Origin of the sequence: Alteromonas sp. McT4-15, assembly GCF_020515205.1 — a bacterium.
Lineage (GTDB): Bacteria > Pseudomonadota > Gammaproteobacteria > Enterobacterales > Alteromonadaceae > Alteromonas.
Window position 1 is genome coordinate 1 of sequence record NZ_JAJALG010000098.1, and the last position, 1,340, is coordinate 1,340.

General features: G+C 43.8%; 1 protein-coding gene. It reads left to right on the top strand.

Annotated elements, in window-relative coordinates; all coding sequences use genetic code 11:
• The first annotated feature begins 117 nt into the window (after positions 1 to 117).
• The gene (locus tag LHL20_RS20920; RefSeq protein WP_226434691.1) at positions 118 to 1,320 is read left to right on the top strand and encodes an IS4 family transposase; all 1,203 of its coding nucleotides are present in this window, start codon (positions 118 to 120) and stop codon (positions 1,318 to 1,320) included.
• The last annotated feature ends 20 nt before the right edge of the window (positions 1,321 to 1,340 follow it).

Consider the following 1,340-nt stretch of genomic DNA (forward strand, 5'->3'; position numbering starts at 1 on the left):
GACCCTGAGGTATCCCCACAAATAATGACTAAAATTCAGTAAGATAAAAAATAAAGGGAACATTCATGACGTTTGGTGATCAGATCTTTCGCCAAAAACAAATGAAGGTTAAACGCCATGAATGCCCTATCTATTGTGAACAAAGTCATCTCGCTTGTCAGCTTTAAAATGCATATGTCGCGACAAAAAGCACTTACCGCATGTGTTAAAAGTTTGCTTAACGGAAATGCCGCAACTGTCACGAGCATAGGTCGAGGCATCAATAATAAAGCCTTTGAGAAGCATCGGATTAAGCGAGCCGACCGATTACTTTCCAATACAAACTTATTACATGAAACGCCAACTATCTATGCAGCTACATGCCAGTTGTTATGTAGTCATATTTTGCGGCCTGTTATTTCCGTAGATTGGTCAGATCTTGATGAGCATAACGGTCATTTTCTATTGCGCGCAGCTATTTCTCTTAAAGGCAGGTCCATCACGCTTTACCAAGAAGTCCATTGTAATAAAACCAGAGAAAAGCAAGCGACGCACAGAGCATTTTTGCATGCTCTGCGAGCAGTATTACCTTCACAATGCCATCCCATTATCGTTACAGATGCAGGGTATAAATCACCGTGGTTCAGGGAGGTGATGGCGTTAGGGTGGGATATTGTCGGTCGCGTGCGTCGGCCGCATTATTACTCGTCTGACGCTGGGCACACGTGGCAATGTATTCATCAGCTTTACGCTCAAGCCACGTGCAGACCAAAGCGTTTTGATAATAGCCAGATAGTCAGAAGCAGTCCTTTTGCCTGCACGCTTGTTTTATTTAAACAAAAAAGTAAAGGCCGTCACGCTCGTAACACTGATGGTTCGCTCAAGCGCTCAGGACATTCAAAAAAACATGCTCAGGGTGCAAAAGATCCTTGGCTATTGGCAACATCGCTCTCTTCTCATCGGCAGTTATCAAAACAAGTGGTCGGTATTTATCGACAGCGGATGCAAATTGAAGAAGGGTTTAGGGACATGAAAAGCACCAAGTTCGGGCTTGGCTATGAACAAAACAAAAGTATTAAAAAGCAACGTCTTACAATATTGATATTGCTGACAACATTAGCGTCACTGGTTGCTATATTACTGGGTATGGTGCTTGTTTCTTCGAACAAACATCGCCAATTCCAAGCGAATACCGAAACCAGAAGCGTGCTATCATTCCACTACCTTGGCCTTAGAGCTATTGCTTGCCGAATAAGGTTTACCATGCGACAGTGGAAAGCTGCACTCAAATGGTACAGCTCCATAGTAGACAGTGCATGGGCCGGAAGCACATGGAATTAAATTCGTGGGGATCCCTCAGG

What these genes read in the sequence shown, in the direction of transcription:
- LHL20_RS20920 (WP_226434691.1), top strand. Translation starts at nt 118, where the DNA reads ATGAATGCCCTATCTATTGTGAACAAAGTCATCTCGCTTGTCAGCTTT.